We start from the raw sequence: 22,511 nt of genomic DNA, 5'->3' as shown, positions 1-22,511 counted from the left end.
CGGTTGACGTTCGCGGTGGCGGATCTGAAACGTCGCTGCCGGTATCAGTCGCCCGTGCTTGTGCGAGGATGAAATCATGAGTGAGACACCGCCCGGACCACCGCCTCCGGGTCCGCTTCCGTTGCACGAGGAGGAACCGGTCCCGACGTGGACACGCGACTTTCTGCGCGTCCTCGGCTTCACCCTCTTCGGTGCGCTCTTCTTCACCTTCTTCATCTGGTCCGCGTCGACTGGGCTGATGTACCAGCGGAACATGACCGACAGAATTGAGGCAGATGGCCTCTGGTCAGGAATCATTGCTGGTGTAATTGCGCTTCTCTTTCCCTTCCTGTTCATGGAGCACAAACGACCGGACGACGGGTTCCGGCGTGAGGGTCTCGTCCCGCTGATTCTGCTCAGCGTGGTCGCTTCCGCAGTGATCGTCACGTTGGTGGCGCTGGTCTGGCCGTTGTTTCTCGGCGAGCGGGCTGTGCCCGGAACAGTAGCGGCGGAACTCAACAGCGATCCGGCGAGCTTCTTCCTCGTCCTGCTCTTCTTCATCGGCGGAATGGCGTGGAGTATGTGTGTGGTGATGCCGATGATGATCGGCGGCTTCAAGGCCGCGCTGTGGCTCCTGCTGCCGTATCTCGGATTCGTCTTCCTCATCGGCTTCGCCGGTGTGAGAGTCTTCGACAATCCGCCGAGCCTGCTCACCACGATGATCTGGGTGGCTGTGACGCTGACCGGCCTGGCGGTGCTGACCGTTCTGGCGATGCTGCGCAATGTCATGGACAAGTCCACGCCGCAGATGACCGCCGCCGAACGCGATGTGGCTTACCAGAGGTACCTGGAGGACAGGCGTCGGCGCGGACTGACGAACGAGAACCCGCTGCCGGGCATCGACGGACCTCAGCCGCCGCCGCATCCGCCGCAGGACCCGAGGCGGTGAGCGTTCACCTGTGACTCATCGGCATGGACGCGGCCCTTCCCACCTGGAAAGATGAACGCATGAGTGAGCCGACGAGCAACTGGACGACCGACCCCGCCCCACTTCTCCGCGCCGGGGAGGGATTCCGCCTCGGCGAGGTCGACCCCGAATCCACTCCCGGCTACGACGGGGACAAGGAGTCGGGGAAGAAGGATCTGGAAGCGCTGTCGACCGAGCTCAGCGATCTGCAGGAACGCCTCTTCGCCGCTCACCACGACGAGGAATCCGGCCCCGCCGTTCTCCTCGTCCTGCAGGCCATGGACACCGCCGGCAAAGGCGGAATCGTCCGCCATGTCGTCGGCGCCGTCGACCCGCAGGGTGTCGAACTCGCGGCCTTCAAGAAACCCACCGACGAGGAACTCGCCCACGACTTCCTCTGGCGCATCCGCCCACGCGTGCCCGGGCCCGGCATGATCGGCGTCTTCGACCGCTCCCACTACGAGGATGTGCTCATCGGCCGCGTCCGCGAACTCGCCGACGGCGCCGAGATCGAGCGCCGCTACTCAGCCATCAACGACTTCGAAGCCGAACTCGTCGCGGCAGGGGTGCACATTGTCAAGGTCATGCTCCACATCTCCCCGGACGAGCAGAAGGAGCGCCTGGCCGAAAGGCTCGACCGTGCCGACAAACACTGGAAATACAATCCGGGAGACGTCGACGAGCGACTCCTGTGGCCGGACTACATGGATGCCTACCAGGCCGCCTTCGACCGTACCTCCACCGGGGCGGCTCCCTGGTTCGTCGTGCCGGCGAACCGGAAATGGTACGCCCGGCTGGCCGTGCAGCGACTGCTGCTTGACGTCCTCAAAGGCATCGACCCGCAGTGGCCCGCCGCCGATTTCGACGTCGAGATCGAGAAGAAGCGACTCGCCGAGAGCTGAGGGGACCCGACGGGGCGCTGCCGGTCACGTTTGTGCGGAACGTGGGGCCGCCTCGGCGAGGGACCTGCCGTGACGAATCGCGACGTCAGTCGCGACGAATGCTGAAGTCGACCTTCGTGGGGTGTTCGACCGTGCGTGAGACCGTGCAGTACTTGTCGTGAGAGAGCCCGACGAGCCGTTCGACGCGGGCATCGGCCTTTCGGCCCTCCTCGTCGTCGGGGAACGCGAGGTCGAAGTCGAGGTGAACGTTGTCCACGCGAGAGGCTCCGTCCTCGTCGATCTTGTCCGCGGTCGCGGAGACGTCGAACTTCGTCGGTTCGGTGTGACGGCTGGTCACGGTGTCGACGTCGATCGACGAGCAGCCGGCGACGGCGGCCAGGAGCAGTTCGACGGGGGTCATGAGACCCTCGCCGCGGCCGAATTCGATGCTCGCTCCGCTCGGGGCGGTGGCGCGGTAGTGGTTCTCGGCGATGCGGGTCAGTTCGATGCTGCGAATGTCTTCACTCATGGACTAATGATGGCAGACTTCCGGGTGGCAGGAGCTGGGACGATCAAGGTTTGGTGAAGTCGACCTCGCTCGATTCCTGCACTCGAGCGTGCCTGCCGGGACCGGATTCGAACTGCCAATACAGGTTCGTGTGGGAGACGACCTGCTCCGGTGGGGGAGCACCCCACTCGGTGAGATTCTCGGTGGTGTGGGCGTCGGTGACGAGGGTGACGTCGTAGCCGCGGGCGAAGCCGCCGTGGATCGTCGAGCGCACGCAGGCGTCCGATTGAGCGCCGGTGACGACGAGGTGGCCGACGTCCTTTCCGGCGAGCACCTCCTCGAAGTCCGTGTCCTCGAAGGTGTTGCCGTGGGTCTTCTCGATGATGGATTCGCCGTCGGCGGGGGAGAGCGTGTCGATGATCTGCCATTGCGGGGAATCGATCGGCAGCTCACCGGAGCTGTGCCGAACCCAGACCACCTCGGTGCCGGTGTTCCGGGCACGGTCGACGAGATCGGCAATCGTGGAGACGACGGATTCGGAGTTCCAACTGGCCTGCATCACTCCGTTCTGGACGTCGATGACGACAAGGGCGGAGTTCGAGCGGGCGGACGTCGGCGGCTGAGCTGTGGACATGTGATCCTCCTTGATCAAGGATCATTGTCCTCGCCTCGATCCCAGCAGACAAGAGCTCGACGCCGGCCGGTTCCGCGGGTGTGAGAATGGGGGAGTGAGCGATTTCTCCGAGGACAACGGTGCCGCCGGTCCGCGCCGTTTCAGCGTGCTGCGCAGCTGGAAGACTGCGCCCTATCTGGTCGGATCGGGCACGGCGATGATGGGCGACAATATCGAGCACGTCATCACCTATTGGGTGCTGTGGCAGAAGTTCGAATCCCCGGCGCTCGTCGGATTCCAGCTCATCAGCCACTGGCTGCCCTTCCTGCTCCTGTCCGTCTATGCCGGATCTCTGGCCGAACGCTTCGACTGCCGCCGCCTCATCCAGATCGGACAGATCATGTTCATGGTCGTGTCTCTGTGCTGGGGGATCCTCTTCCTCACGGACTCTCTGCAGCTGTGGCAGGCCTGCGTGCTGCTCGTCATCCACGGACTGGCCGGATGTCTGTGGGGTCCGGCCGAGCAGATGATGCTCCACGACTTCGTCGATCGGAAGGAGCTGCCGAGCGCGGTCCGGCTCAATGCGACGTTCCGCAGCCTCGGCATCCTCTTCGGCCCGGTCGTCGGATCCGCCCTGCTACTCGGAGTCGGCGCCACCTGGGGCATCTTCATCAACATCGTCTTCTACCTGCCGCTGACGATCTTCCTCATCCGTACCCCGTTCACCGGACATCTGCGCAGCGGTGGAGTGCGCACTGCACGAACGACGCTGCTGCAGTCGTTGAAGGTGCTCGTCGAGGTGCGGCACAACCGCGCAATCGTTGGCATGCTCCTGCTCGCTGCGCTCGCCTCGACGACGATCGGGGCAGTGCTGCAGACGGCCATGCCGGTGTTCGGCGACATCCTAAATCCGGTCGGTGGGGACAGCGACTTCGCTTATGGGGTGCTGCTGTTTGCGATGGGTGCCGGTGGGGTGCTCGGCGGTTTCGGGCTCGAGGCGACCGGGTGGATCAAGGCCGTCCCGGCTGCCGCGGCACTGGCTGCCGCGGCGATGGGACTCAGTTCGCTGTTCTTCGCTCTGACCTCGCACCTGTGGGTGGCCGTGATCATGCTCGTCATCGCCGGAGTCGCGAAGATCACCGCAGAGTCGACCGAGATGGCGATCATCCAACTCGAAGCCCCTCCCGAGATCCGCGGCCGCGTCATCGGCTCCTATGCGACGTTCGGCCCCGGCATGCAGACCTTCTCCGGAGTCACCGTCGGAGTGCTCGGCACGATCGCCACGATCCCCGGAGCCGTCATCATCGGCGGCACTGTCCTGGCCATCGGAGCAGTGGCCATCGGCACCTACGCCGTCACAGGAAGACGCAACCCCCATGCCCCAATTGCTACCTGACGGGGGCGCAGCAACCTGGCGCCAGGTATCCGGGCCGCCGTCACCTGCTTCTGCGCGGGAATTCGGAGTGCCATCGCTCGGGTTCGCCCACGTCAAAGGCACACGGCACGAGGCTCGACCGAGCGCAGCCGTCGACGTTCACGGTCCGGTCGGCGATCGTGAGTTCTGCTTCGTCGATGTCGAGCGACGGCAGGTGCTCAAGACCGTGCAGAATCCTCGGCTCATCCGCATGACCACCTCACTCGTCGACGACATTTTGACGATCACCCTGCCCGACGGGCGCTCTGTCACCGGGGTGCCAGCCGGCTCGGGTGAGCGCCTGACCTGCAATTACTGGAAGCGACCGGTCGACCTCGAACTCACTGACGGCCCGCATTCGGCACTCGCCTCCGAGTGGCTGGGAAAGCCGGTGTGGCTGGCCCGCGCACGTCGTGGAGACGTGATCTACGGAGCTGGCCTGTCGATCGTCACGACCGCTTCGATGAGGGAACTCGCCGATCGGTCGGGTCACCATGAGCTGCTTGATGAGGCCGCCCGCTTCCGGGCCACCCTCGTCCTCGACACGGACGAACCCTTCATCGAAGAGACCTGGCGAGGCCGGGATGTGACGGTGAACGTGCCGGACACCGGCGCGCTGCGTGTGCGAATCGGGGATCCGATCGCGCGGTGTGCTGTCCTCGATTTCGACCCGATCACTGGGGAGCGGGGCAGCAATCTGCTCAAGACGCTTGTCGCCAGCCGCCTGCGAAATGAGGCGGGTGAACCGTACTTCGGAGTCAATGCCGAGGTCATCGAAACCTCTGCGGCTCCGGACACCTGAGCGGTCACGTCCCAACGCAGGTGACGACGGCCCAGATACCTGGCGCCAGGTTGCTGCGCCGCCGTCAGGTAGCAATTAGGTGACGGCGCCGCGGACCTTGTGCGCCGGGGTGTCCCAGAGTCGGTTGTCGAGGATATCGCGCAGGGCCTCGACGGTGTCCCACATCTCGGTGAACCCGATGTAGAGCGGGGTCAATCCGAACCGCAGCACCTCCGGCTCGCGGTAGTCGCCGATGATTCCGCGTTCGATGAGCGCGCTCATCACCGCGAATCCCTCCGGGTGACGGATCGAGACCTGGGACCCGCGATGAGCGTGCGCACGTGGGGTGACAACCTCGACCGGGTGATCGGCCAAACGCTCATCGACGAGGTCGATGAACAGGTCCGACAGGGCCAGGGACTTCTCCCGGATCTGTTCCATGTCCATCCGCGAGTGGATGTCGAGGCCGAGTTCCGCCACGGACATCGACAGGATTCCCTGCGTTCCGGTGAGGTAGCGGCGGATACCGTCGGCGGGCCGGTAGTCCGGGGCCATGTCGAAGGGCTGCGCATGCGACCACCACCCCGACAGAGGGTGGCTGAATCGGTTCTGCAGCGCCTCGGCGACCCAGATGAATGCGGGGGAGCCGGGTCCGCCGTTGAGGAACTTGTACGTGCAGCCGATCGCCATGTCCGCACCGGTTCCGGCCAGATCGATGGGCAGCGCACTGGCCGAATGGCACAGGTCCCAGATGACCATGGCTCCGCCGGAATGGATCGCCGAGGTGGTCGTGCCCATATCGAAGAGCCGACCCGTCCGGTAGTTCACATGGGTGAGGACGACGAGGGCCACCTCGTCGGACATCGTGGTCGGGAACCCTGCGGTGACTTCCTCATCGTCGACGAGGCGGACCTCGTATCCGTCGCCGAGCTGCTCGGCCAATCCTTGGAGCATGTAGATATCGGAGGGAAAGTTCTCCCGCTGCGTGAGGATGACCCGCCGGTCCGGGGAGTCCTCGGCCTGAATCTTCAGCGCCGCCGAGGCGGCCTTGAACAGATTGATCGACGTGGTGTCCGTGACGACGGTCGACCCGGCCCCGCCGCCGACGAGCCCGGCGACCTTCTCACCCAGCTTTGCCGGCAGATCCCACCAGCCGGCGGTGTTCCACGATCCGATGAGACCCGTGCCCCATTCGTCGGTGATGACGTCCTGGGCGCGTTCGGCCGCACCCTTCGTGCGGGGACCGAGCGAGTTCCCGTCGAGGTAGATCGTGTCTTCGGGGATCAAGAATTCCCCGCGGAATTTCCGCAGGGGATCGTTCGCATCGCGGTGTTCGCAGTCTGCGCGGGTGAGTGCACTTGGATTCGCCGAGGCGGCTGTCCGGTCAGAGGTCATCATCGTCGCTTTCCACATGGGGAGGGAACCGGTGGGTTTCTCTGCAGTCCAGGCTACCGTGCGTCGGCTGATGACGATCTATGACCTGTTCATGACGCCAGACGACGGCAGCAGACGGTGCGGAGCGCGCGGTGGGGTGTTCGTTTCTAGTCTGAAACCAGCACCGACCCGCACGATCTCGACCACACGCTCGACCATTCGATCAGGAGTCCACCCTCATGACTGCAGCAACCACCGAGTTCGACACGACCATCGCCATCAGCGACGAAGAACGCGCCACGCGACTGACCACGGCCGGAAACGCATGGAACGAACGACTGGCCGCCTCGGCGAAGAACGGGCAGCTGACTTTCTCGGCCTCGGGCACCGCCCGCGGTTCGGTGTCCTCACTGATCACCGCCGGCCGCCACACCTTCACCGTCGACGAACCGACCCCGCTGGCCGGGGACGACGCCGCCCCGAACCCCGTCGAATACGCCCTCGGCGCACTCATCTCCTGCCAGGTCGTCGTCTACCGCCTCTACGCCCAGAACCTCGGACTGACCATCGACGAACTCGATGTCAGCGCTGAAGGCGACCTTGATGTGCGGGGACTCTTCGGCGCCGATGAGACCGTGCGCCCCGGATTCTCGTCCGTGCGCGTGAGCGTCAACATCGCCGGACCCGACAGCAACGAGGACTACCAGAAGCTGCAGGAGACCGTGGACGCTCATTGCCCCGTCTTCGACATCTTCACCAACCCGACCCCGATCGACGTCACCGTCACGAAGACCAACTGACCTCCCAGGACTACCCGAGGGCGGCCCAGCAACCCGGCGCGAGGTTGCTGGGCCGCCGTCAGGTAGCAAATGGGGTGTTTGAGGGGCCGAGGCGGTTCAGCCTGCGTGGGCGGCGAGCACTTCGAGCACGGAATCGCCGTAGCGGTCGAGCTTCTTCAGACCCACTCCGCTGACCTGACCGAGTTCGCTGATCGTCGTCGGCTTGACCTCGACGATGCCGTAGAGCGTGGCATCGGGGAACACGACGTAGGCGGGCACGCCCTGCTCCTTCGCCTGCTCTCCTCGCCAGGAGCGCAGTGCCTCGAACAGGGAGGCATCGGCGGGGTCGAGCTCGACCTCGGGGCCGCCTCGGCGACTTGATCCGGCCTTCTTCGCTCCGGCTTTCTTCACCGGGTCGACACGCAGTGAGATCTCCTCCTCTCCGCGCAGCACGGGGCCGGCGTTCTCGCCGACCACAAGCACACCGTAGTCACCATGGGATTCGAGGAGGCCGCGAGCGAGCACCTGCCGGATGACGGTCTTCCACTGGCTCTCGGACAGGTCCTCGCCGACGCCCCAGACGCTCAAGCTCTCATGGTCCGAGGCCCGGGACCGGTCATTGTCGTTGCCGCGCAGCACATCGATGACTTGGCCCGAACCGAAACGCTGCCCGCGTTCTCGGTCGAGGCGGATGACGGCCGACAGAAGCTTCTGCACGGCCACGGTCGCGTCCCAGGTCACTGGGGGTGTCATGCAGGTGTCGCAGTTGCCGCACGGTGCGGATTCCTCATCGAAGTACCGCAGCAGCTGCACACGTCGGCAGTCGACGGTCTCGCAGAGGGCGAGCATCGAATCGAGGTGGCTCATCTGGCGGCGTTTGAACACCTGGTCGCCTTCGCCGGATTCGATGAGTCGACGTTGGGAGACGACATCGCCGAGGCCGTAGACCATCCACGCATCCGCGGGCAGTCCGTCACGGCCGGCTCGACCGGTCTCCTGGTAGTAGCCCTCGACCGACCGGGGCAGATCGAGGTGGGCGACGAAGCGGACATCGGGCTTGTCGATGCCCATGCCGAAGGCGATCGTGGCGACCATGACGATGCCGTCCTCGCGGAGGAAGCGCGCCTGGTTCTCCGCCCGTACCTCACTCGGCAGACCCGCGTGATAGGGCAGGGCCGTGAGGCCGCGGGCCGCCAACGCTTCGGCCAGCTGGTCGACCCCGCGCCGGGACAGGCAGTAGACGATGCCCGAATCGCCGGGGTGCTCGGTGGTGATGAAGTTCAGCAGCTGCGACCTCGCCGAAGCTTTCGGCTCGATCCGATACGTGATGTTGGGACGGTCGAAGCTTGCGACGAAGTGCTCGGCATCCTGGAGGTGGAGGCGTTCGGTGAGTTCGGCATGGGTGGCCGGAGTGGCCGTGGCCGTCAGAGCGATGCGCGGAACGTCGGGGAACCGTTCGGCCAGAACGCCGAGCCCCAGATAGTCGCTGCGGAAGTCATGGCCCCATTGAGACACGCAGTGGGCCTCGTCGATGGCGAACAGGGAAATCTGCGCCTGTTCGAGCAGCCGCATCGTCCTCGGTAGGACGAGACGTTCGGGCGCGAGGTAGAGCAGGTCGATCTCACCGGCGAGCAGCTGCTGTTCGACCTGCTGCGCGGTATCGAAATCGAGGGATGAGTTGTGGTAGGCCGCCCGCACACCGAGGTTCTCCAAGGCTGCGACCTGATCGGCCATGAGCGCGATGAGCGGGGAGATGACCACGCCGGTACCGGGCCTGACCAGGGCAGGGATCTGATAGCACAGGGATTTTCCGCCGCCGGTGGGCATGAGTACGACCGCATCCCCGCCGCCGACGATCTGGTCGACGATGGCCGCCTGCTGACCCCGGAACTCTTCATAGCCGAAGATATCGTGGAGGACATCGAGGGCGGAGGTCGTGGCTGCGGAGGTCATGGCACCCACCCTAGTTCACGTCACTGACCTGAACCTCCGGGCCGCCACGAGTCCCAACACGCACACCACGGCCACCGCGACGGCGAAGATCACGGTCGCGTTCGCCAGTCCCACCTCGGCGGCGAGGAATCCGGCACCGATCGCCGGCACCGATATGAACACGTACGCAAGGATGAAGTACGAGGTGGTCGCCTCGGTGCGGTGCTCCGGCGCGGTCACCGCGGTGATCGCACGCATCCCGGTCATGAACACGAGCCCCTGCCCGGCACCGGCCAACGCTGCGGAGGCGATGAGCACCGGCAGCGACCCCGCCATGAGCGCGCATACGAGAGCACCCATGCTCACGATCATGGTCACGGTCCCGCCGATGATGAGCCGACGGTCGCTCAACCCGCGCAGCAGCACCTGCGCCGTCGCCGAGGCGCCGAAGAGAAGGAACACGACGGCGCCCGTGATCGCGGTCGACGTCACGTGCAGGGTCTGCCCGATGAAGCTCGGCGCGATCGCCGAATACAGCCCGCACACCGAGAAGCCGGTGATCGCCCCAGGTGAGGCGGCCAGGAACATGCGCTTCGCCGAGGCGGGAATCCCCGGCAGCTGCAACCGCACAGCCGTCGCCCCGCCGCGCGTTCGGTCCCGCACGAAGATGAGCGCCAAGCCTGCGATGACGAGCATGAGCGCGTTGACGAGGAACGGCGTGAGCAGGGGAGCGGGAGCGAAGCGGGCGAGCAGTCCGGAGGACAGGATCCCGAGTCCCAGCCCGCCCATATTCGCCGCCGTGGCCAAGGATCCGGCGAGTCGTTCGCGCCCGGCGGGCGCGTTCTCGAGCACGGTGACGGTGGCGGTCGACGTGAAGATCCCCGCGGCCAGACCGGACAGGATTCGGCCGGTCAGCAGCAGGCCGATGTGGGATCCGATGAGGAAGAGCACCGCCGAGGCGATCGAGAAGATCACCCCGAGGCTGAGCACCGCCCGTCGCCCCAGTCCGTCGGAGAGCCGACCGAAGATGATGAGCGCGCCGATGACCCCGATCGTGTAGATCGCGAAGAGCTGAGTGGTGAATGCGGTGCCGAACCCGAACCGCTCCTCATAGAGCGGGTAGAGGGGCGTGGGCAGGGTGGTGCCCATCATGACGACGGTGAATACGTACACCGAGGCGGCCAGGCCCCATCCCGTCGCGATGCGCAGATCCGGGCGCCGCTGGTGTGCTGCCGTCTCGTCGGCCACTGCCGCACCCCTTTTCCGTTTGAAATCGTCCCTCGCCGAGGCGGCCCACCGCGCCCACCGCGCCCACCGCGCCCATCGCCCCGATCGTCCGAGGATCGGTCCGGTGCCATTCGATCCTGACAGGTGCCTGCAGCCGGTGAACCGACTGCAATTGTACGCTGGTACTTACGAGTCCATGCCTGCGTGAGCACATGGCGGATTGTGCGCACCCGCGAGAAGGAGCAGATTCCGATGACGACGACCCCGAACAGCCCCGCCGAAGCCGACTCGACCGCACCGGCGGACCCGACCCGGCGCCGGGTGATGAAGACGGCGGGCGTGGCCGGAACGGTTGCGGTCATCGGCGGCTCTGTGGCGGCCACCTCGGCGTGTTCGTCTGACGAGGAGGCGGAGCCGACGAAGGACTCAAGTCTGCCGGCCTCCGACGTTCCCGTCGGTTCCGGCACCGTCATCGAGGACACCTACGTCGTCACTCAGCCGAAGGAAGGCGAGTTCTTCGCGTTCTCATCGGTGTGCACCCACCAGGGCTGCCAGGTCACTCGGGTCACCGAGGAGGCCATCGTCTGCCCATGCCATTCCTCGAACTTCTCGGTCACGACCGGAGAGGTGATCTCCGGGCCGGCCGAGGAGCCGCTGGCGAAGTACGAGGTCTCCGAAAACGGCGGCACACTGACCGTCAAGGGGCAGTAGGGCACGTAGAGACCGACTCAGGCCGACGCCGGCCTTCGCAACCCGTCGTGGTCGGCCGTTCGCGGAGCCGGGCACACTCCGTCAGAGGAAGAGCCCGGGAACGACGAGGGCGCCGGCGATGAGGAGCGCGAGCAGGGCCGAGAAGCCGAGCCCGCTCGCTTCGTTCCGGCGGGCCTTCGCATCGTCGGATCGCCACGGCAGGTCCGCCCAGACGAGCGCGGCCCGGAAGACGGAGACGACGATGACGAGCATTCCGGCCAGCCAGACGTAGAAGAACCAGCTCTCCCAGCCTCCGAACGGTGTGATGAGGCGGATGAGCAGCACGAATACGACCGCCGTGACCATCCCCGAGAGCAGCCCGATCCGGGACGCTGCGCGGGGCGCTCGCCACGCGGTGAATGCGCCCCACGCCACGATGAGGGCCCCGATGACAGTAGAGACGAGTTCGGGACTCATGAGCGTTCTCCCTTCGTCGAGACAAGACTCGCGGCCTCATCGACGTCGTTGGCTGAGTCGTTCAGGACGATGATGCCGCCACCGCTCTCTCTGTCGAATCCGAGGTACGACCGGTACCCTCCGGTGCCGCCGTTGTGCCAGGTGATGGTCGAGCCGTCGTGCGTCGTCGTGAACCACGCCCAGCCGATGCGGTCGTCCTCGAAGTCGGCTCGAGGTTCGGCCGCCTCGGCGCCGGGCGCGGCTCCGTCGCTCACGGCTCGCAGCCAGATCGACAGGTCATGGGTCGTCGATCGAATCGCGCCGGCTGGCGCCGAGCCGCCGAGAGTCCACGGAGCGGCCGGCAGCCCCGATGCCGTGAACCCATGGGACAGACCGTCAGCGGACCCCGGGACGAATGTCTCATTCATCCCCAAAGGTTCGGTGAGGCGGTCGCGAACGAGTTCGGAATAGTCCTGCCCGGCCGCCTCGGCGAGGGCCTGGCCGAGGACGGCGAACCCGTAGTTCGAATACTCGGGCTCCGGCTCGCCCACGTCCAGGTCGTTGAGGCTGGCGACGATGTCCCCGGCGTCCCCGCGGTAAGGGTCGGTGTGGACGTAGTTCGACTGCATGGTCATCACCCCGTCGCCGAAGCTCGGAGCGGGTTCCTGGGAGGGCAGCCCCGACCGCTGCATCGCAATCGACTCGAGCGTCACCTCGGCGACCTTCCCCTCCAGGTTCGGCCAGACTTCGCCGAGGCGGGTGTCCGTCTCGACCTCGCCCCGGTCGATCGCCTCGGCGAAGAGCGCGGCCGTGAATGTCTTCGTGATCGAGCCGATCTCGAACTCGGTGTGCTCATCGGCTCCGGCGCCCGCGAAGGTCACCTCGTCGCCGTCGATGCGGGCCGCGGCCACATGCTGCCAATGCTGACTGCCGAGCGCGTCCTCGAGTTCGGTCATGAGCTCGGCGTCCCCTGTCGGCGTGCCTTGGAAGCCGCGCGGCCACGGGGTGATCGCCGCGAGCACAGCGGCCGTGACGGTTGCCGCAATGACGGCAATCAACACTCGCCGAGGCGGCCGTCCCGCAGCCGCAGATGTGGGGTTGGCGTTGGGGCTGTTCATCGTTCCTCCTGGTCGGCAGGGGTGGAATGTGTGGTGGTCGGGTTCGGGTCGCGCGGTGGGCGTGCGGCCCGCCGGCGAGAGGTTCTGTCAGTGCGTTCCGATGAGGACGAGGGTGAGCAGCGGAACGACTCGCTGAGCGGGAACGCGCCAGTGCCCGCGGCGGGCGCTCTCTAACCAGCCGGCGCCGGCGAGGGCATGCACATGGTGATAGATCTGCCCGGACGTGCCGAACCGTTCGTCCTTGCCCAGTTCGGCCACCGTGCTCGTGCCCTCATAGATCGCTTGGAGCAGCTGCAGGCGGACCGGGTGACCGAGCGCTGCCAAGGATCCGGCCGCCTCGGCGAAATCGATCTGCGCCAGCCCTGCGCTGCTCAGGCCCATCTGCCACGCCACGGGACCGCTGCCGCCCGGAGGAGTCGTGTACCCGGTGTAGGTCACTCCGCCCTCCTCGCCGACGTGGTCGACGAGCCCGTGCAGCGCCCAGAACGTCTCGGTGTCGCCCGGCAGGGCTGTGTTCCCGGCGGCGGGTTGGACTGACGATTCCGGGAAACCGTATGGCGCCGGTGATTCCGCTCTGATCGACGACGTTCCGTCCGCCTTCTGCGGCGTCGCGCCGGGCTCCTGCGATGCAGAGGATTCTGCGGCCGCAGCCTCGAGTTCGGCGACTCGTTGTTCGAGAGCGGAAAGGCGATCTTCTGCCGACGGTGTTGGTTCCATGCTTCGACAATACTGGAAGTACGTAATTACGTAAATACATGCAATGAAGCGATTGCCCCTTCGTCCCATTCCTCACGCGGCCTCGCCCCTGCCCTGCAGCCGTCGCCACCCCGCGCCTGAGTCGACGCTGACCGGACAGACTCAGGCAGGCGACCTAGACTGGTGCCGTGATGAGTACCGAAGATCCGCGCACCGAATCCACAGCCCCGCGTAACGAGGCCGCCCCGCAGGCCATTGCCGCAGCGAGTCGACTCGGCTGGCCCATGGTCGTACGCGGAATCCTCGGCGTCGCCTTCGGCATCGTCACCGTCTTCTGGCCTCGCGATTCGAGCAATCCGCTGCAGCTGAGCCTGCCGACCGACGTCGTCGACCACCTCGCGATCGGCTACCTCATCCTCTTCGCCGTGGCCCTGGTCTTCCAGGCCGTGCGCTCGCCGTTGAACGTGCGCACCGCGATCTTCGGACAGGCCGTCATCGCGATCCCGGCCATCGTCTTCCTCTTCCTCGCCGACCAGCCCGCCGAACTGCGCGCGGCCCTGAGCATCTGGGCCCTGCTGCACGGCGCACTCGAATTCTGGGCCTACCGGCAGCTGCGGTCCCAGCCCATGGCCTCGGACTTCCTCATCGCCTCCGGAGTCCACGTCCTGCTCGGCATCATCCTCGTCTTCGGCGACGGCATGGAGGCCCTGTCGATCCTCGGCTTCACGGGAGCGGCGACCCTCATCGCCGGCGTGATCTTCATCATCGGCGGCTACTCCCGCCTGAGCAAGGGCCGCCAGCTGGCAAAGCTCGGTGCCTTGCCCGAACAGATCGATACCCCCACCGAGGCGACCGACCGCGCCGACGCTGCCCCCGCGGGTGCCGCTGACGCCGCCGACGATACGAGCCGGTCCGATGCCGCGGACACGCCCGACTCAACGGACCCCGACGGCGAGGCCGATCGCACGGCCGATTCCGGTGATCCGGACGATCCGGACAGCGACACCCGCGTGACGAAAGAGCCCTGACCGGCACCCGAGCCAACCGAGACATCCGAGGTGAGATGAGCACTGTCGAGCACGAGAGCGCAACCGAATCCCGATTGGCCACCATTGCCGCCTCGGTGAGGTCCTCCGAATTATTGGGCGACTTGGCCGAAGCGAGCCGAGCACTCGACCCCGTTCTCTTCCGGCGGCTCTTCGAACTCTCCCGGTCGCCATCCCTGCTGGTGGCCACCGATTACGACGGGACGATCGCCCCCATCGTCGACGTTCCCGGCCAGGCCTTCCCTTTGGAGGGCTCGGTCGATTCACTGCGCGCGCTCGCCTTGCTTCCGTCCACCTCGGCGGGGGTGATCTCCGGTCGCAGCCTGCGCGACCTTGCGGCGATGTCACGCCTGCCCCGGGAGGTCCACCTGTTCGGGTCTCACGGCGGTGAGACCGACACATTCACCATCGACACCCTCACTGAAGCGCAGCGAACGGTCCTCGCCGACTTCCGCGCCGATCTCACCCGCACCCTGCCGCGCGATGTCATCGAGCACAAGACTACGGGCGCGGCCGTGCACCTGCGCGGACTCGACGAGACCGACCGGCGTGAGATCGAAGCCGCCGTCGAGAAGCTCGCGTCCGCTCACCCGATCCACCCCACTCGCGGCAAACAGGTCATCGACCTGTCCGTCGTGCCCTCCTCGAAGGCCGATGCGCTGACCCGGCTGCGCAGCCAGACCGGAGCGGAAGCCGTCGTGTTCATCGGCGATGACACTGCCGACGAATTCGCGCTCGAGACACTCGGCGCCGACGACCTCGGGCTCAAGGTCGGTGCCGAAGCCGCGCCCACTCACGCGGACTTCCGACTGGACTCACCGGCGGAAGTCTCCATCGTCCTCAGTGCACTGTTCGAGCTGCGGAAATCCTGGCTCTTCGGGCGCCGTGCCACCCCGATCCAGCGGCACAGCCTCATCGGAAACGGACAGTCGACCGCGCTCATCGACCCCGCCGGCAGCATCTGCTGGATGCCGCACCCGCTGCCGCACTCGGCATCGATGTTCTCCGAGGTCCTCGGCACCGAGGCGGCCGGATTCTTCGCCGTCGCCCCCGAAAACGGGGCGGCCCCGCTGACCCAGCGGTACCTCGGGAACTCGACCCTGCTCGAGACCCGATGGGCAGGACTGAGCTGCGTCGACTACCTCGCACCCGTCGACGGACACAGCGACGACACGATCGTCGTCCGCGTGCTCACCGGCGACACCCCCACCCGCATCCGCTTCGCCCCCAGGCTCGACTACGCCACGGTTCCCACCCGCATGACCAGGACCGATGACGGGGTGGCGGTGCTCGGAACCGCGGAGCCGATCGAACTCCACGCCCCCGGCATCGACTTCGAGCTCATCGAGAACGGAGACTCCCACACCGCCGAGGCGACCGTCGTACCCTCGCAGAAGCCCGGCGGATCCGTCGTCCTCGTCCTCGCCTGCGGGACCGGTACCGGAGACGCCGGATATATGGCCACCGGCGGGGAGCATCATGTGCGCGAACGCGCCCTGAACTTCTGGACGAACTGGGTCGACTCGCTCACCCTGCCCGGCCACCACCGCGAAGAGGTCATCCGGTCGGCGATCACCTTGCGCGCTCTCTGCCACGAACCTACCGGCGGAGTCCTCGCCGCCCCCACGACCTCCCTGCCCGAAGGCATCGGCGGAGTCCGCAACTGGGACTACCGGTACACGTGGCTGCGCGACGGATCGATGACCGTCCGCGCCCTGCTCGCCCTCGGCTCCACCGGTGAGGCCGAAGGATTCCTCTCCTGGCTCTCGGGCATCCTTGAGCACACGGTCTCTCCCGAACAGCTCCATCCGCTCTATGCCGTCGACGGTTCGGCTCTGACCACCGAGGCGGTGCTCAACCACCTGCCCGGATACGCCGGATCACGGCCGGTGCGGGTCGGCAACGCCGCCGAACACCAGGTCCAACTGGACGTGTTCGGCCCGGTCACGGAGCTCCTCGACGAACTCAGCGACCACCTCGGCGAGCTGCCTGACGATTATTGGACGCTCACTTGTCAGATGGTCGAAGCCGTGGGCAAACGGTGGTTCGAGGCCGATCACGGGATCTGGGAGGCCAGACGTCCGCCGAAGCACAACGTGTACACGCGGGTGATGTGCTGGGTGACGGTCGACCGGGCGCTGCGCATCGCCGACCGCTTCGATCGGGAGCCGCCCGGCGCGTGGCGGCAGCTGCGTGAGGAGATCGCCCAGGATGTGCTCACGCATGGGTTCAACGAGGAGGTCGGGGCGTTCACCGTCGCCTACGGTGAGACGGACCTGGATTCGGCGGCCCTGTTCGTCGGACTCTCGGGACTGCTCGACGCCGACGACCCGCGGTTCGTGTCCACGGTCGACGCGATCGAGCGGGAGCTGCGGGTCGGCCCGACGGTGTTCCGCTACCGCTACGATGACGGGCTGCCCGGACTCGAGGGCGGGTTCCACATCTGCACGACGTGGCTCATCGAAGCCTTCATCAAGGTCGGCCGCATCGACGATGCCTGGGATCTGTTCCGGCAGGTCGACGCTCTGCTCGGGCCCACCGGACTGCTGTCGGAGGAATACGACCCCGTCGCCGAGATGCACTTGGGCAATCACCCGCAGGCGTACTCGCACCTCGGCTACATCCGCGTCGCCCAGCAGCTCGACGCCCTCCGCCTCAGCTGAGGGCCGGACGCGGTCGGGCGTGACACTTGGGGTGCAGTGGCTGTGGACTCACCTGCCCGCGCTCGCCAGTTGATAGTGGCGAAATGTCCGAAATTCGCGGCGGATTCAGACTTTTCGCCACATTCGTATTCAGCCGGGGCCGGGATTGGTGAGGTTTGTCGGGCCCTGAACCCTCTCCGGAGGTCGATTTCCACGGTACGTGCGTGGATTGAACAGTCCTTCGTTAGCGTTCTCCTCCGTGCTCCACTCGTGTGCTGCGCCCTGTGGACGCGCAACCGCTGTCCACAGGCAGTTCTCCAGCGCTAGCGGTGAGGCAGCCCGAACGTGCACGATCAGTCGTCATGGACTCGGGACGACTGCAGAGGACAGCAACTTCGACCAGACCGGTATCGGGACTGTCGCCCACGGGTAGGGAACCTGCGAGGAAATGGCCGATCCTGCCTTGGACTGAGAAACCGCGGAAGCTGATGAGGGCGCCGGTGCCCTTCTCTCGCGCTGAGGCGGCCGCACGTGGGGTGACCCGTCACAAGCTGCTGACCAGCTCGCGGTATGTACAGGTCACTCATGGAATGTGGATAGACACGGAACCCGAAACCGACATCATCGCCCCGATCTGGGCAGACGATGATTGGGCGCTGGAACAGGTCAGGCTCACTGCGGGCATCGGCATTGATCCCAGATCAGTCGGGTGCAATGTCACTGCGGCCCGGTTGTACGGGCTGCCCTTGCCGGGCTCGGCCGATAAGCGTCTGCACGTGGCGCTCGGCGAGATGAACGCTTCCCGGCGCCGGCGGGATGCTGTCCTGCACCGTTATGTCCGGCTGCGGGCGGACGACTTCTTCGGCCTGCCGCTCATCTCGGTGCCACAACTATTCGCGGAACTCGCCGGAGCGCTGACGACCGAGCAACTTGTCGAGCTCGGCGATGCGGCTGTGGGCAGATGGCAATGTGGCCCACTCACGACGATCGCTGAGATCCGCGCTGAACTGGCCGCTCGTTCCCGGCTGGTCGGACGCCAGACGGCACAGAAAGCGATCGAATTGGTCCGAGAGGATGTGGATTCGCCCCCGGAGACGCGCCTTCGCCTGCAGTTGATCGCCGCCGGATTTCCCGAGCCGTCCGTGCATCCGGCTGTGTACTGTGGCCTGATCGATTCGGTGTTGCATCCGGACATGGTATACCCGGCAATCCGCTTCGCCATCGAGTACGAAGGCGATCATCATCGCACCTCACCGTTGCAGTTCGCTGAAGACAATCGGCGAATCGCCGCATTGGAGGCCGAAGGGTGGTTCGTTCTCAGAGTCTCGAAACGCTCGAACTGGGCGGACATCCGTCGAATCGTCGAACATCATCTCCGCCGTGCAGGTCTGTTATGAGTCGAGCTGATTTGGATGTGGCGAAAAGTCGGAGATAGTTGGGAATTTCAGACTTTTCGCCACTATCGACTCAATTTCGTCGGAGGGCCGAGCCTCACTCGACGAGGAGAGTGACCACCTCGGCTATGCAGGCGGGCCGCTCCTGGCCATCGATCTCGATCGTCTGCTGGAGGATGACCTGCGTGCCCTTATCCCCGCGGATGACGTCCTTGACCTCGACCTTTCCGCGCAGGCGCGAGCCGACGACGACGGGCTGGAGGAAGCGGACCTTGTTGAGGCCGTAGTTGACGCGGATGGACACGCCTTCGATGGTGAAGACCTCGGAGGAGAACTTCGGAATCAGCGCGAGAGTGAAGAATCCGTGCACGATCGTCGCACCGTAGGGGCCCTCGGCCGCGCGCGCTTCGTCGACGTGGATCCACTGGTGGTCGCCGGTGACGTCGGCGAAGGTGTTGATGGCGTCCTGGTCCATCGTCAGCCACTCGGAGGTGCCGAGCTCCTGGCCGATGAGCGATTCGAACTCGTCGATGCCGTTGATTGTGCGCACGTGGTTCTCCCTTGATCCTGGCTCAGATGCTGAGCGGACATTCGATTGAGGTCCGCCGTTCTTGGCATCATACGTGGCGGGCCGTGCGACGCCACCCCACCGTCCGGACTGTGAGTCGCGCGACTTGAGTCCGTTAGGTTGGTGACATGGCCGAAGATCCACAGGAGCGTCCGGAAACGCTGACGCATCCTCTCTCGCCGAGGTGGTTGGAGCGTCCCGACGGATACCGTCACTTCGAATCCGCGTACTTCGTTGGCCGTGGCCGGGACACGTTCGATCGCTGCGCCGAGGAGGTCCTGCACTGGGAGGTCAAGATCCGCAGCGGCTTCGATATCGACGTGGATGGACGTTCGGATAGCAGCGACCGCGCGTCCGGCAGCGGTGCGTCAGCAAAGACTGCGCGTCGACCGCCCCGTGTGGAGCGGGGGCAGGAGCCGACGATTCGGGTGCGACTCGGACCGTTCCGATTGCTCGAGCCGTCTCGCGTCATCGATGTATTCGAAACCGAGGATCGGTGCGGTTTCACCTACAGCACGAAGCCGGGACATCCGATCACCGGAGAGGAGTCCTGCATCCTCATCCGCACCGCCGATGACCGAGTGTTCCTCATTCTGAGGTCGGTCTCGCGAGCGGGGCTGGGCATCTGGCGACTCGGCGAACCCTTCGTCCGCATCGCTCAGATCATCTATCGGCGACGCTACGGACGGGCCTTGCGCAGCTGATCCGGCGCGCTGATGAGCGAGAAGCGCTCGTCGGGCGAGGTCACCTCACTTCGAAAGCGGATGAGGGTGCCTCGCAGCGGGCCGTGCGCAGTTGATCCGGCAACGCTGAGGCAACTGCCGGACGGGCTGCTGATCGGTCAGTTGCCGGGAATCGAGTCGCGGGCCGGGGTGTATTCCCAGTGCCACGGTTCGTACATGCTCGCCTTGGCCCAGTCCGGGTTCTCCCAGCCGTATTCGTCACCGTGCTCGACGAGCCAGCCCCAGGCTCCGGTCTTGTTGGCGACTCCGCCGCCGAGGTCGAGGGCGATACCCCATCCGTGCAGCGAGGTGCCCGGCTTAGCCGACAGTCCCGGTTTCCGGCTGGCCACAGAGAGCTGGCCGGCCATGTCGCGGTAGGAATCCGTGATCTCGAGTTCCTTGCCGGTGTCCTTCTTGTAGGCGGCGTTCATCTTCGCGAAGGAGACGGCGGCGTCGGCACGGAGTCGGTGATCTTCCTTGCCGAGGTCGCACAGCCACTCATCGGGCAGCTCGCCGTTGCCGGCGGACTGGTCGAAGTTCTGCTTCTCATCGCAGCCGGGCAGGGCGCTCTTCTCGACTGCGCGGGACGCGGCTTCGACCTTCTTCTGCTTGGCGCTGGGCACGCCGATCTCCATCGCCGACTTGCCCTTGACCTCGGGGACGTCGGCGTTGACCTTCTCCGCGTTGATGGCAGAGGGCTCACTGGCGGCAGACGGGTCGGTCTTGACCTCGGCACCTCCGCTGAGATTGTTGACCAGCATGGTCACTGCAGTGGCGGCGCCTGCCACAGAGACGGCGGCGAGGGTGGACGCGGTCCGCAGCTTCCGCTTGCGCACGGATTTCAGCAGCGCGCCATCGGACCCGCGGCTCTCGGCGGCTCCTGCGCTGACCCGGCGGATCGACGAGGCGGACGGAGAACCGAAGGTCGTCGGGACTGTGGCGGCTTCACGAGCCATCGCGTTCCGCCGCGGAGATGTCTGTGCCGCACGTGCCTCGGCGGCCATCGCTGCGCGCCTGGGCGACAGGGTCTCGGTCGTGCTGGCAGCGGATGCAGAAGCGGTCGGTGTCCCGGAGTCAGCGGCAGCAGGGGCGGTGGGTGTCCCGGTCTCGCGCTTCGACGTGCGAGCGCGAGAGAATGGGGACGATGAGCGACGCCTGTGCAGATCCCGTCGACGCACCTGTGGTTCTGTGCTCGATGATGACTCTGACATAAAACTCCGTTTGGTGTGATTCCGCGAAGACCGCCGAGGTTACGACGACTTCAATGCAACATCACAAAATTGTAACGGGAATGTATAGGACCTGTCATATTTAAGTGACGAGTCGCACTCATGGGCGGTCAGCCGACGCTCAGGCCGGCCTCAGCGTAACCTCTGGAAACCAAGCATCGACCGAGGTCAGCACCTTACGGTAAACAGGGCCCCGCCGCGGCGAGGTTATTCGGATCGGCTCTCGACGTACTGCCGGAGCGCGCGTTCCTGGGCTTCCTCGTCGGGGAAGACCACTTCCGTCCGTGCGCCCCCTGTTACGGGATCGTTACTGAAGATCAGCTTGATGCCGAGCAGGCGTGCCTGCCCCTGCGCGATGACGAGGCCGAGGCCCATTCCGCCGCCTCCGGCGGAGACGAAGCGGGTCGGGCCGGTGTTGACGATATCCGGCGGATAGCCGGCACCGGAGTCGGAGACGATGATGCTGCGCGTGCTCGTCTCCAGGCGGATGGGATCCCCGCCGTGCTTGATCGCGTTGACCAGCAGGTTCGACACGATGCGCTCGAAGCGGCGGACATCGGTGACCAGCGTCGAATTCAGCGCCGCCAGATGAGTGTCGATCTGGTGGCCGGCCAGGGCGCCCGAGGCCTCCATCGTGCCCAGCAGGGAACGGATCGCCTGATCGACGTCGACGCGGGTGAACTCGGGATTGGCACGGCCGGCGTCGAGACGGGAGACCTCGAGGAGATCCTCGACGAGGACCTGCATGCGCACGACTCGGTCCTTGACGAGCTCGGCGGGGCGGGAATCCTCTTCGAGCAGGTTCGCGGCATTGACCAGCCCGGTCAGCGGGGTGCGCATCTCGTGCGCGAGGTCCGCGGTGAAGCGCTGCTCGGAGTCGATGCGTTCGGTCAGGCGGGCCACAGCGGTGTCGACTGCCGTGGCGAAGGCCCACACTTCCTGATCGGATTCGTCGATGACATCGGCGATGCGCGTCGTCGTGTCCCCGCCGGCGATCTTCCGGGCGGCCTGCGCGCCCAGGGTCAGCCTGCGGGAGATGCGGCCGGCGACGATCGAGCCGACACCGCCGACGACGAGGGCGGAGCCGATCATGCCCACCAGCAGTGCCTGGTCGATGCGGCCGATGAGCTCCTGGCTGTCCTTGGTCGAAGCGCGTACGGAGATCACCTGGGTATGCGAGCCGACCTCGATCGGGGCCGCTGCCCACACGATCTCCTCACCGTCGACCTCGGAGCGGATCGTCACGCTCTGCCCCTTGAGCGCGGACTTGCGCGCCTCCTTGGGCAGCTCCGGATCATCGATGCGGGCGTTGAGAGTGAGCACCCCGGTCTCGGAGAAGATGGCTGTCGCGTTCGTCAGCTGCTCGGTCACCGTCGACCGCATGCGGTCGTCCTCGGCCCGGGCCGCGGATTGGCGCAGCACGATCGAGCACGACAGGACGGCGATGATCACCGAGGCGACGATGAGCAGAGAGATCTTCCAGCGCAGCGACATC

The 22,511-nt window shown here is 65.9% G+C and carries 21 protein-coding genes; 10 read left to right on the top strand and 11 right to left on the bottom strand.

The features are described 5' to 3' along the window. Nucleotides 1-76 precede the first annotated feature (76 nt). Nucleotides 77-928 (top strand): hypothetical protein, encoded by an 852-nt coding sequence (locus GUY30_RS17115; RefSeq protein WP_167200252.1) that lies wholly within the window; start codon nucleotides 77-79, stop codon nucleotides 926-928. Nucleotides 929-987: 59 nt separating this feature from the next. After that, on the top strand, nucleotides 988-1,848 hold the full coding sequence (locus GUY30_RS17110; protein WP_167200249.1) for a PPK2 family polyphosphate kinase: 861 nt from the start codon (nucleotides 988-990) through the stop codon (nucleotides 1,846-1,848). Between the two features lie 85 nt (nucleotides 1,849-1,933). Here GUY30_RS17110 and GUY30_RS17105 read toward each other — a convergent pair whose 3' ends face one another. Both GUY30_RS17105 and GUY30_RS17100 read right to left on the bottom strand, forming a co-directional pair. Then, nucleotides 1,934-2,356, bottom strand: coding sequence for an OsmC family protein (locus GUY30_RS17105; RefSeq protein ID WP_039211873.1), 423 nt, complete (start codon nucleotides 2,354-2,356; stop codon nucleotides 1,934-1,936). Between the two features lie 43 nt (nucleotides 2,357-2,399). After that, nucleotides 2,400-2,969: an isochorismatase family protein gene (locus GUY30_RS17100; protein ID WP_167200246.1), complete on the bottom strand. Its 570-nt coding sequence runs from the start codon at nucleotides 2,967-2,969 to the stop codon at nucleotides 2,400-2,402. A 94-nt stretch (nucleotides 2,970-3,063) separates the two neighbouring features. Here GUY30_RS17100 and GUY30_RS17095 point away from each other — a divergent pair, with 94 nt between their 5' ends. Continuing rightward, entirely contained in the window at nucleotides 3,064-4,344 is a 1,281-nt protein-coding gene (locus GUY30_RS17095; RefSeq protein WP_167200244.1) for an MFS transporter, read from the top strand. 67 nt (nucleotides 4,345-4,411) lie between these two features. Beyond that, nucleotides 4,412-5,164 (top strand): MOSC domain-containing protein, encoded by a 753-nt coding sequence (locus GUY30_RS17090; protein WP_228281509.1) that lies wholly within the window; start codon nucleotides 4,412-4,414, stop codon nucleotides 5,162-5,164. 75 nt (nucleotides 5,165-5,239) lie between these two features. On the opposite strand, the gene kynU is transcribed toward GUY30_RS17090, so the two are convergent. Next, nucleotides 5,240-6,541 (bottom strand): kynureninase, encoded by a 1,302-nt coding sequence (gene kynU, locus GUY30_RS17085; protein ID WP_228281507.1) that lies wholly within the window; start codon nucleotides 6,539-6,541, stop codon nucleotides 5,240-5,242. Nucleotides 6,542-6,756: 215 nt separating this feature from the next. On the opposite strand from kynU, the gene GUY30_RS17080 reads away from it, so the two are divergent. Then, nucleotides 6,757-7,317, top strand: coding sequence for an OsmC family protein (locus GUY30_RS17080; RefSeq protein ID WP_167200239.1), 561 nt, complete (start codon nucleotides 6,757-6,759; stop codon nucleotides 7,315-7,317). Nucleotides 7,318-7,413: 96 nt separating this feature from the next. Here GUY30_RS17080 and recQ read toward each other — a convergent pair whose 3' ends face one another. Further along, nucleotides 7,414-9,249 (bottom strand): DNA helicase RecQ, encoded by a 1,836-nt coding sequence (gene recQ / locus GUY30_RS17075; RefSeq protein ID WP_167200236.1) that lies wholly within the window; start codon nucleotides 9,247-9,249, stop codon nucleotides 7,414-7,416. A 15-nt stretch (nucleotides 9,250-9,264) separates the two neighbouring features. Beyond that, the gene (locus GUY30_RS17070; RefSeq protein WP_208091449.1) at nucleotides 9,265-10,476 is read right to left on the bottom strand and encodes an MFS transporter; all 1,212 of its coding nucleotides are present in this window, start codon (nucleotides 10,474-10,476) and stop codon (nucleotides 9,265-9,267) included. Nucleotides 10,477-10,659: 183 nt separating this feature from the next. On the opposite strand from GUY30_RS17070, the gene GUY30_RS17065 reads away from it, so the two are divergent. After that, a complete protein-coding gene (locus GUY30_RS17065; RefSeq protein ID WP_167200233.1) occupies nucleotides 10,660-11,166 on the top strand; it encodes a Rieske (2Fe-2S) protein in 507 nt (168 codons plus the stop codon). An 81-nt stretch (nucleotides 11,167-11,247) separates the two neighbouring features. On the opposite strand, the gene GUY30_RS17060 is transcribed toward GUY30_RS17065, so the two are convergent. The 3 genes from GUY30_RS17060 to GUY30_RS17050 form a co-directional block, all read right to left on the bottom strand. After that, nucleotides 11,248-11,622: a hypothetical protein gene (locus GUY30_RS17060; RefSeq protein ID WP_167200230.1), complete on the bottom strand. Its 375-nt coding sequence runs from the start codon at nucleotides 11,620-11,622 to the stop codon at nucleotides 11,248-11,250. Continuing rightward, nucleotides 11,619-12,719 (bottom strand): serine hydrolase domain-containing protein, encoded by a 1,101-nt coding sequence (locus tag GUY30_RS17055; protein WP_167200227.1) that lies wholly within the window; start codon nucleotides 12,717-12,719, stop codon nucleotides 11,619-11,621. The genes GUY30_RS17060 and GUY30_RS17055 overlap by 4 nt, the downstream gene beginning before the upstream one ends. An 87-nt stretch (nucleotides 12,720-12,806) precedes the next feature. Next, nucleotides 12,807-13,436, bottom strand: a complete 630-nt coding sequence (locus tag GUY30_RS17050) for an ArsR/SmtB family transcription factor (protein WP_167200224.1) — start codon at nucleotides 13,434-13,436, stop codon at nucleotides 12,807-12,809. Between the two features lie 170 nt (nucleotides 13,437-13,606). Here GUY30_RS17050 and GUY30_RS17045 point away from each other — a divergent pair, with 170 nt between their 5' ends. From GUY30_RS17045 to GUY30_RS17035, 3 genes are all read left to right on the top strand, one after another. Further along, nucleotides 13,607-14,443 (top strand): HdeD family acid-resistance protein, encoded by an 837-nt coding sequence (locus tag GUY30_RS17045; protein ID WP_208091448.1) that lies wholly within the window; start codon nucleotides 13,607-13,609, stop codon nucleotides 14,441-14,443. Between the two features lie 35 nt (nucleotides 14,444-14,478). After that, nucleotides 14,479-17,124, top strand: a complete 2,646-nt coding sequence (gene otsB / locus GUY30_RS17040) for a trehalose-phosphatase (RefSeq protein WP_167200221.1) — start codon at nucleotides 14,479-14,481, stop codon at nucleotides 17,122-17,124. A gap of 569 nt (nucleotides 17,125-17,693) precedes the next feature. After that, a complete protein-coding gene (locus tag GUY30_RS17035) occupies nucleotides 17,694-18,500 on the top strand; it encodes a putative endonuclease domain-containing protein (RefSeq protein WP_167200205.1) in 807 nt (268 codons plus the stop codon). A 94-nt stretch (nucleotides 18,501-18,594) separates the two neighbouring features. Here GUY30_RS17035 and GUY30_RS17030 read toward each other — a convergent pair whose 3' ends face one another. Further along, complete coding sequence (locus GUY30_RS17030; protein WP_167200202.1) at nucleotides 18,595-19,047, bottom strand: MaoC family dehydratase; 453 nt, start codon at nucleotides 19,045-19,047, stop codon at nucleotides 18,595-18,597. Between the two features lie 146 nt (nucleotides 19,048-19,193). Between GUY30_RS17030 and GUY30_RS17025 the strand changes: the two genes are divergently transcribed. After that, nucleotides 19,194-19,769, top strand: a complete 576-nt coding sequence (locus GUY30_RS17025; protein ID WP_167200199.1) for a DUF1990 domain-containing protein — start codon at nucleotides 19,194-19,196, stop codon at nucleotides 19,767-19,769. A 137-nt stretch (nucleotides 19,770-19,906) separates the two neighbouring features. Here GUY30_RS17025 and GUY30_RS17020 read toward each other — a convergent pair whose 3' ends face one another. Together GUY30_RS17020 and GUY30_RS17015 are read right to left on the bottom strand one after the other, a co-directional pair. Then, a complete protein-coding gene (locus GUY30_RS17020) occupies nucleotides 19,907-20,998 on the bottom strand; it encodes a M15 family metallopeptidase (RefSeq protein ID WP_167200195.1) in 1,092 nt (363 codons plus the stop codon). 225 nt (nucleotides 20,999-21,223) lie between these two features. Continuing rightward, nucleotides 21,224-22,510 (bottom strand): sensor histidine kinase, encoded by a 1,287-nt coding sequence (locus tag GUY30_RS17015; protein ID WP_062862666.1) that lies wholly within the window; start codon nucleotides 22,508-22,510, stop codon nucleotides 21,224-21,226. Nucleotide 22,511: the final 1 nt, after the last annotated feature.

The organism is Brevibacterium pigmentatum (assembly GCF_011617465.1).
Taxonomy (GTDB): domain Bacteria; phylum Actinomycetota; class Actinomycetes; order Actinomycetales; family Brevibacteriaceae; genus Brevibacterium; species Brevibacterium pigmentatum.
This window is presented reverse-complemented; position numbering and strand designations above follow the sequence as displayed.

Coding starts and splice junctions, on each gene's coding strand:
- GUY30_RS17115 (WP_167200252.1), top strand. CDS start 77: ATGAGTGAGACACCGCCCGGACCACCGCCTCCGGGTCCGCTTCCGTTG.
- GUY30_RS17110 (WP_167200249.1), top strand. CDS start 988: ATGAGTGAGCCGACGAGCAACTGGACGACCGACCCCGCCCCACTTCTC.
- GUY30_RS17105 (WP_039211873.1), bottom strand. CDS start 2,356: ATGAGTGAAGACATTCGCAGCATCGAACTGACCCGCATCGCCGAGAAC.
- GUY30_RS17100 (WP_167200246.1), bottom strand. CDS start 2,969: ATGTCCACAGCTCAGCCGCCGACGTCCGCCCGCTCGAACTCCGCCCTT.
- kynU (WP_228281507.1), bottom strand. CDS start 6,541: ATGATGACCTCTGACCGGACAGCCGCCTCGGCGAATCCAAGTGCACTC.
- GUY30_RS17080 (WP_167200239.1), top strand. CDS start 6,757: ATGACTGCAGCAACCACCGAGTTCGACACGACCATCGCCATCAGCGAC.
- recQ (WP_167200236.1), bottom strand. CDS start 9,249: ATGACCTCCGCAGCCACGACCTCCGCCCTCGATGTCCTCCACGATATC.
- GUY30_RS17060 (WP_167200230.1), bottom strand. CDS start 11,622: ATGAGTCCCGAACTCGTCTCTACTGTCATCGGGGCCCTCATCGTGGCG.
- GUY30_RS17055 (WP_167200227.1), bottom strand. CDS start 12,719: ATGAACAGCCCCAACGCCAACCCCACATCTGCGGCTGCGGGACGGCCG.
- GUY30_RS17050 (WP_167200224.1), bottom strand. CDS start 13,436: ATGGAACCAACACCGTCGGCAGAAGATCGCCTTTCCGCTCTCGAACAA.
- GUY30_RS17045 (WP_208091448.1), top strand. CDS start 13,607: ATGAGTACCGAAGATCCGCGCACCGAATCCACAGCCCCGCGTAACGAG.
- otsB (WP_167200221.1), top strand. CDS start 14,479: ATGAGCACTGTCGAGCACGAGAGCGCAACCGAATCCCGATTGGCCACC.
- GUY30_RS17035 (WP_167200205.1), top strand. CDS start 17,694: ATGTGGATAGACACGGAACCCGAAACCGACATCATCGCCCCGATCTGG.
- GUY30_RS17025 (WP_167200199.1), top strand. CDS start 19,194: ATGGCCGAAGATCCACAGGAGCGTCCGGAAACGCTGACGCATCCTCTC.
- GUY30_RS17020 (WP_167200195.1), bottom strand. CDS start 20,998: ATGTCAGAGTCATCATCGAGCACAGAACCACAGGTGCGTCGACGGGAT.
- GUY30_RS17015 (WP_062862666.1), bottom strand. CDS start 22,510: ATGTCGCTGCGCTGGAAGATCTCTCTGCTCATCGTCGCCTCGGTGATC.